This is a genomic window from Clostridia bacterium (assembly GCA_034926675.1).
In the GTDB taxonomy this organism is placed as follows: Bacteria; Bacillota; DTU025; order DTU025; family DTU025; genus JAYFQW01.
In genome coordinates this window covers 25232-32247 of the sequence record JAYFQW010000079.1, presented here as the reverse complement: position 1 = coordinate 32247, position 7016 = coordinate 25232, and the positions used below count along the sequence as shown (strand labels likewise).

6 protein-coding genes are annotated in these 7016 nt (G+C 58.2%); 1 reads left to right on the top strand and 5 read right to left on the bottom strand.

The window, feature by feature from the left end:
- Positions 1-226 precede the first annotated feature (226 nt).
- Positions 227-505 carry a 30S ribosomal protein S20 gene (gene rpsT / locus VB144_14935; protein ID MEA4884922.1) on the top strand — a complete coding sequence of 93 codons (279 nt, stop codon included), beginning with the start codon at positions 227-229 and terminating at the stop codon, positions 503-505.
- 49 nt (positions 506-554) lie between these two features.
- Here rpsT and holA read toward each other — a convergent pair whose 3' ends face one another.
- The 5 genes from holA to VB144_14910 all read right to left on the bottom strand — a co-directional run bounded on the left by holA (position 555) and on the right by VB144_14910 (position 6940).
- The gene (holA, locus tag VB144_14930; protein MEA4884921.1) at positions 555-1598 is read right to left on the bottom strand and encodes a DNA polymerase III subunit delta; all 1044 of its coding nucleotides are present in this window, start codon (positions 1596-1598) and stop codon (positions 555-557) included.
- A 78-nt stretch (positions 1599-1676) separates the two neighbouring features.
- Positions 1677-2510 (bottom strand): carbohydrate ABC transporter permease, encoded by an 834-nt coding sequence (locus VB144_14925; protein ID MEA4884920.1) that lies wholly within the window; start codon positions 2508-2510, stop codon positions 1677-1679.
- A 16-nt stretch (positions 2511-2526) separates the two neighbouring features.
- Positions 2527-3444: a sugar ABC transporter permease gene (locus VB144_14920; protein MEA4884919.1), complete on the bottom strand. Its 918-nt coding sequence runs from the start codon at positions 3442-3444 to the stop codon at positions 2527-2529.
- Between the two features lies 1 nt (position 3445).
- On the bottom strand, positions 3446-5581 hold the full coding sequence (locus VB144_14915; protein MEA4884918.1) for a CehA/McbA family metallohydrolase: 2136 nt from the start codon (positions 5579-5581) through the stop codon (positions 3446-3448).
- A 93-nt stretch (positions 5582-5674) separates the two neighbouring features.
- On the bottom strand, positions 5675-6940 hold the full coding sequence (locus tag VB144_14910) for an ABC transporter substrate-binding protein (GenBank protein ID MEA4884917.1): 1266 nt from the start codon (positions 6938-6940) through the stop codon (positions 5675-5677).
- Positions 6941-7016: the final 76 nt, after the last annotated feature.

Here is a 7016-nt window from a genome sequence, read left to right as displayed (position 1 = left end):
TATTCCATACGGAGGGGCTCAGTACCTCTGGGATAGATTTACAATTTACAGGGTATCGATAACCAGCAACTGGTCGCCGGGCCTGAACTTATCACCCAAGGGGCGCTGGAAGAAAACTGGGATGCTACATCGTAACGTCAGGGATAGGCGGCAGGTGCTTGCATTGGGATGATGAGCGTGGTAGAATCATATTTGCGCAATCTACAGGCGGAGGAGGTGTAGTAGAGTGCCAAACAACAAGTCGGCAGAGAAGCGAGTGAGGACTTCTAGAGTCCGAACGCTCAGGAACGCTTCAGTAAAGTCCTCCGTCAAGACGGCGATCCGCCGTTTCCACGAGGCATTGGCCCAGCCTGAGGCTGGAGCGTCCGAGAATCAGCTAAACCGCGCGTTCAGCGCCATCGACCGCGCGGCGAAGAAGGGCGTTATTCATAAGAACCAAGCAGCGCGGCGCAAGTCGCAGCTGGCCCGCAAGGCGAACCGCATAGCGAGAGGATCCGCTGAGTAGGTAGCCGCCGATGCCAATACAGCGCCGGGTGTGACTCCAGTGACAATGCTCAGTGTCGCTGGAGTTTTTGCTGTACGGCCAAATCCAGCACGAGCAACTCCATCGCAAGCGTTTCGGTGGATTCGCCAGTCTTGATATTCAGATCAGCCTGAGCGAGCCTAGACACGATCCCCGCAAGTGACCGCTGGGAGAGCTTTCGCGCCTGGGCGACGGTTTTCCTCGCCTTCCACTCCATGCGCTGATTTCCGCCTGACAGCTCCCGGATCAGTTCGTCGGGCCTTCGCCCCCTGTCAAGCTCGGCCCTGGCTTTCATGAGCCCCCTGACCTGCGTCGCAAGGGTATTCAGGATTCCGAGAGCACTCTTCTCCGTTCTCAGCAGGTCCGACAGGGCCAACATGGCCTTGGACGGATCTCCCTCAATGGCCGCATCACAGAAGGTGAAAACGGTTTGGATGGAGCTCCGGCCCACTGCCGCGCTAATATCATTCACAGCTATCTTGGCGTGCTTGCCTCCTAGGTAGGTTATGAGCTTGTCGATTTCGCTTGAAATAGCCCCAAGGTCCGTCCCCGATAGCTCCACTAGCAGTGATGCTGCATCCTCATCCATGGCCGCGCCGAGTTCTCTGGCGCGGGAAATGGCGAAATCCTGCGCCCCCCTGGCATAACCCTGCCTGAACTCGAATGCAGATACGTTGACGCCTCCCGCCGCTGCCTCCCGACGAGGTATGCTCTTCGAGCCTGAGGTGATGATCATGACTGTGTCGTCCGGTATGCGCAGGTCGCTCTTGGATTTCCCAGGGGCCACAATGGAGATCAGTTTGGCCTGGTCGGCCCCTGGCATCTCATCGAACCGCCGAACCACGACTACTCGCGCGGAAGCGAACATTGGAGCAGTCATCACAGCCGAGACTATGTCGTCCACTGCACACTCCGCGGCATCGAACGTGTTCGTGTCGGCGCCGCCTCGAAGCGACACGATCGCCTCGACCAGCTCGTCTGCTGCCTGCCTCTGGGAGTAGTGATCCTCTCCGTAGAGAATGTACACCGGGCATATCCCCCTGGACTCAACGGAGCGGGCGATGTCATCCCTCAATCCAATCCTCCTCTCTCACTGCACAGGAAGGGTCGTGCATCCGAAATCGCAGGCTTCACTAGCAGCCCCAAAGGCATCCTAGCCCTTGAGCCCCGTGCGGGCGATTCCCTCGATGAACTGCTTCTGAGCCATGAAGAAGAGCGCTACCAGAGGAACAATAGCCATCGTGGACGCAGCCATCAGCAGGTTCGGCACAGTGCCGAATTCCTGATTGAACTGAGAAAGGCCAACCTGTATGGTGCGGTACTTGGCCGTGTTCGTGACTATCAGAGGCCACAGGAAGCTGTTCCATCCTCCGATGAACGTAAACAGCCCGCTCGTCACGAAGATCGGCCGCGCGAGTGGAACCATTACACGCCAGAGGTAGCCGAACCGGCCGCATCCATCAATCTGTGCGGCATCCCACATGTCCCTAGGTATGGTCTGGAAGAACTGCCTCATCATGAATATCCCGAACACACTGGCAGTCCACGGTACGATAAGAGCCCAGTAGGTATCTGTCCATCCAAGCTTCGAGATGATGGCATAGTTAGGGACCAGGGTCACCTGGTCGGGGATCATCATCGTGCCCAGCAATATGACAAACACGAACTCCTTGCCCCAGAACTCGAAGCTCGCAAAGGCGTACGCCGCAAGGGCCGAAGTGGCAAGCTGAAGCAGTGTGGTCACCGTGGCAATGAACGCAGAGTTGAAGAAATACCTCGGAAAGTTGGGATCCGCGTTCCAAGCGTCAGCGTAGTTCTTCAGCACGATGTGCTTGGGGAACCACACCAGATCGGCCACGTACAGCTCTTCAGGCCCCTTAATCGATGTGCTGAGCATGTAGTAGAACGGCAGAAGCATCGCAACCGCGCCGATAACCAGGAATAGGTAGACTAGGCCCCTCCCTACCGTCTTCCGCATTCCTATCATGTCAATCTCCTCCCGACTACTGATAGTGCACGCGGCTGCCAACGAGGTTCCTCTGAACCAGCGTCAGCAGGAAGATGATGGCGAAGAGCGCGTAGCCTATCGCGGCAGCGTAACCGAACTTGAACGAACCCCAGCCCACATCGTACAGATACTTGACCACAACCTTAGTGGAGCCTAAAGGCCCTCCGCTCGCCGATGGCCACAGAACATAGGCCTGCGTGAACACCTGGAACGACCCGATGACCGACACCATCGTCACGAAGTACGTAGTGGGCGACAAGAGCGGCCAGGTGATCTTCGTGAACATGGTCCAGCCCCGGGCTCCGTCGATCTCAGCTGCCTCGTAGTACTCGGTCGATATGTTCTGCAGACCGGCGAGGAATATCACCATGTTGTAGCCGAGATGCCTCCACACGCTCATCAAGCAGAGAGCGAACATCGCCCACCTCGGATCGAGAAGCCACGCCTGCCCCTTCGCCCCGAACAGGGCAAGTATCGCGTTGAGCAGCCCACTGCCATCCTCCTTGTAGATCCACATCCACACAATGGATATGGCCACTACCGGCGTAACGTAGGGCAGGAATAAGGCGGTCCTGAACACCGCAAGCCCGCGGATCTTCTGGTTCAGCAGCCACGCAGCGAACAGAGACAACGCCATGCCAGTAGGGACTGTGCCAAGAACGTACTTCCCGGTGTTGGCAAGCGAACGGATGAAATCGGTATCCTGGAACAGCTTGACGTAGTTCGCCAACCCCACGAAATTCCAGCGTCTCATGAGGTTCGTCTCGAAGAAGCTGATGTACAGCGCGTAGAATGCAGGTGCGATATGGAAAGCGAGCAGGATGACCAAAGCCGGCGCAAGATACATATACGCTTCGAGCGTCTCGCGTGCGAACTTGCGTCGGCTGGAGACAGCGGGTTGGCTCACCGACATGCTACCATTCCCCTCCCACAAGCCATGACATCACGTCCAAGGTGAACCTGGCATTGGAGTAGCCCTCCCGCGCCAGATCCCGGGCTGAGTAGACCGGGGAACCGAGGCATGCCACACGTCCCCTATCGATAACCTGCCCTGCCGCGAAGACCGGAGACTGGCCGCCCACGAGCATGCGATCATCCCCTGCGACCTGAGCAGACGCCGCCTTCGGCGCCCGGGCAAACACCTTCACATCCGAGATGGCATCCAGACTTGTCCAGTCGGCGGCCAGGAGAGAACATGCCTCTCCAGCGTACGCAGGCTTCCCATCCCCTCCGGTCCAGGCAACCTCGACTATCGGAACTCTGCCCGCACGGAGTTCGTCGTACCCGAACCTGATGGATGAGCCTATCTGCGCGAGAACCTCATTGAGCTGATCGCAGGTTCTCGATCCATCATCACTGTTCGACCAGCCCGCAAGGAGCAGCGAACCGCCACGTTTCACGAACCTGGCCATGGCCTGAATCTCATTAGCCTCGAATGATGTGGGAGTCAGAGAGAACCCAATCTCCGGCGCATTCACCACAAGGATGTCTGTATTGGAGAGCAGCCCGTCGGTGATAGGCCCCTCGTTGATGGATGGGCTGTAATCCGCCGCGCGCAGCAGCTCAGCATATGCTCCATGGTACCCGGCGCTCCGGTTGTTATGCCCTTCGTCGATCATGACCCTGGTGACATCCGAGGTGCGCACGCGGGCGGCGGCGCCAACGAACACGTCGCCGACCTGGCTGCCCGGTCCGTAGACTTCCATCTCGAGCCCAACCTCACCCGGCTCAGAGGGTGTCCATTCGAACTTGATTCCTGTGCCCCGTCCGGCGGGCAGATCAAGAACTACCGAGCCCACCAGTGAGCGAATCCCGCCTGATGAAGCGTACAGCGCCGCCATTGCGCCGAGGATGGCCTCCTCGTTCCTGTTCACGATCTCCGCCGTTACTCGAACCGGAGCGCCAGCCCTTGGCACACGATCACCGCAACCGAAGTCACAGACGGCAATGCCCGACCCCGTGGCAACCCAGATCGGGCTGGTGACGATCAGATCCGAATCAGCCTGGACCACTCTGACGTAGTACCAGTTGTAGGCCTGTTCAGGGACGAGTTCGAATCGCGCCTCGAACCTTCCGCCGGCGCCTGGCGCCAACTCCCATGCGACCTTCCCACCGTCCGTTATCACCTGAACAAGCTCGAAAGAATCGCCGGGATCCGGATCCTCCACCACAATAGAGAAGCCCACGGGTCTGCCCGCCGCGACATCGTCAGCGGAGATCACGGACTCCCCACCCATCATCACATCACCGCACGAGAAGAGCACTCGCGTGTTTCGATCCTCAGTCGCATAGGTGCGCATCTCGCGCATTGCGGCGTACACCGCCTCACGGGTAAGCTCCGGAGCGAGTATGCCAGTTCGCGTCGGCGCAGCAGTTCCCCAGTCAGCTCTGTGGTTGTCCTGGTTGCTCACGGCGCCCACGCGCCAGCCCCTGTCGAGCGAGCGTATGTAGGCCCGCTCGTTCTTCACATTGTGCCTGTATGGGCCTGAGCCCACCTCAATGAGGGATACCCACTTATCAGCCTCTCCGAGGTAGAGAAAGTCATCCCAATTCGGCTGTATGTCATAGTTCGGATGGTTGAAGACGCCGATCCCCCGGTAATCACGAAGAAATGCCGCGAAGGCAGGAAGATCGCGCTGGATATCCCGTGACGCCGCAAGCGGAGTGTCATGGCCGCACATATGCCCAGGGCCGTAAGTCCACTCGAAGCCCACCAGAGGCAGGAACACACCCGGCTGGTAGAAGGCTTCGGCCTCCTCAAGGCTCCTGTACCACAGGTGGATGTTCGTTGACTCCTGAAGGTAGTATCCATGCTCCGTGACAGCGAGGAAATCCATCTTCGCGACATCGCGAGCATGGGCGAACGCATCTGACGGAGTCAGAACCCCATCTGAGTACGATGTGTGGGAGTGCAGATTCCCGAAGTAGAAGTTCAGCTTCTCAGCTGATGCCTGGGGACTCCGCCACATGCTGCCAAACAGAACGGCAAAGAGCAAGGTCGCCGCGAGCCATGATCGGGACGTGCGAACACGGAACAATGGAAAACGCATCAGTACTCCCCTCACAGATCAGAGCCCGGGGCAGTTAGCTCTCGCTCGACGGCCCCGGGCGCCTCACAGTTTGTGCCGGCGTCGCCGGTTGGATCACTTCATACGCGCGTTGCCCTTCAGCACCGCGGCGTCAAGCGCTTCCTGAGCAGTTGCTTTGCCAAGGAATACCTTCTCAACAGCTTCAGAGATGTCATTTCGTATATTCGACCATGCTGCGATGTTCGGGTCATACTTGATATAGCGAAGCTGCTTGAGGCTTTGCTCATTACGTGGGTGCGACGCGAACCATTGCTTCATCATGTCGAGGTACTGAGCCGATTTACGCACTGGAACGTAGCTGGTTCCAATTGACCACTTAGCAGTCTGCTTAGGCTCCACCATCCACTTGATGAACTCCCACGCAGCTTCCTGTTCTCGCTGGCTCGCCCTTGCGAAGATGGCGAGGTCGGTTCCGGCAACAGGAGTAGCCTTGTATTTGGCATCCATGAACGGGACCGGAGCGGCGCTCCAATCGAACTTGCCAGCGACCGATTGCTCAGTGTAGGAGAGCCCGGGCGAAGTGGTGAGGTACATTGCCGCCTTGCCTGCGCCGAAGTCCGCATCGATGTAACCAGGCACGTAGTAAGCAACCTTATGTTTGTTCACCAAATCCGCCATGAACTGCAGGGCCTTGACTCCCGCCTGGCTATTCACGTTCACCTTGTTCTGGCCATCCAGCCAGGCGCCTCCTGCGGTGAAGAAGAAACAGGCGTAGATATCCACATTGGGCCTGAGCCCAAGGCCATACCTTACCACCTTGTCGCCATCTTTAACGGTGAGCGCCTTGGCAGCTGTGAGCAGCTCCTGCCAGCTGGACGGCGGATTCGCAATGCCGGCCTCCTTGAAGGCAGTCTTGTTATAAACGAGCACGTACACACTCTTGTTGAAGGGCATCGTATACCAGACGCCATCGAAGGTTGATCCCGCCCTCAGGCCATCCCAGATGTCGTCCACTTCTAGCTGGCTCATTCCGTTGGGACCCTTGATGAACTTCTCCACTGGAACCAGCTCTTCAGATGATATGTACTCCGCTGCCCAGTTGCCGTAGACCTGGGCCAACGTGGGTGGCTTCCGAGCCACCAGGGAGCCGACGATCTTCTGGCTCAGGGCTCCGTAGTTGCCCTGGTACTCGGCCTTCACCAATACGTCAGGGCTCTGCTGGTTGAACTCTGCCACGAGCGAATCAAGTGTCTTGCCTAGCTGTGCGCCCATCGCGTGCCAGAAGGTGATTGTGGTCTTCTCGGCCGCGAAAGCTGGCCCTACGCTTAGGGCGGCAAGTAGACAAGCGGAAACCAAGGCTAGAATGACGAACCGCTTCAAGATTGCCCCCATCCTGCGATGCAGGTGGGGATTCCCCCCCCTTCACATGTGCGTCGTGCTGTTGATATTCGACGGC

Excerpts from the sequence above, each read along its gene's own strand:
- VB144_14920 (MEA4884919.1), bottom strand. The coding sequence starts at position 3,444 with ATGTCGGTGAGCCAACCCGCTGTCTCCAGCCGACGCAAGTTCGCACGC.
- VB144_14925 (MEA4884920.1), bottom strand. The coding sequence starts at position 2,510 with ATGATAGGAATGCGGAAGACGGTAGGGAGGGGCCTAGTCTACCTATTC.
- VB144_14915 (MEA4884918.1), bottom strand. The coding sequence starts at position 5,581 with ATGCGTTTTCCATTGTTCCGTGTTCGCACGTCCCGATCATGGCTCGCG.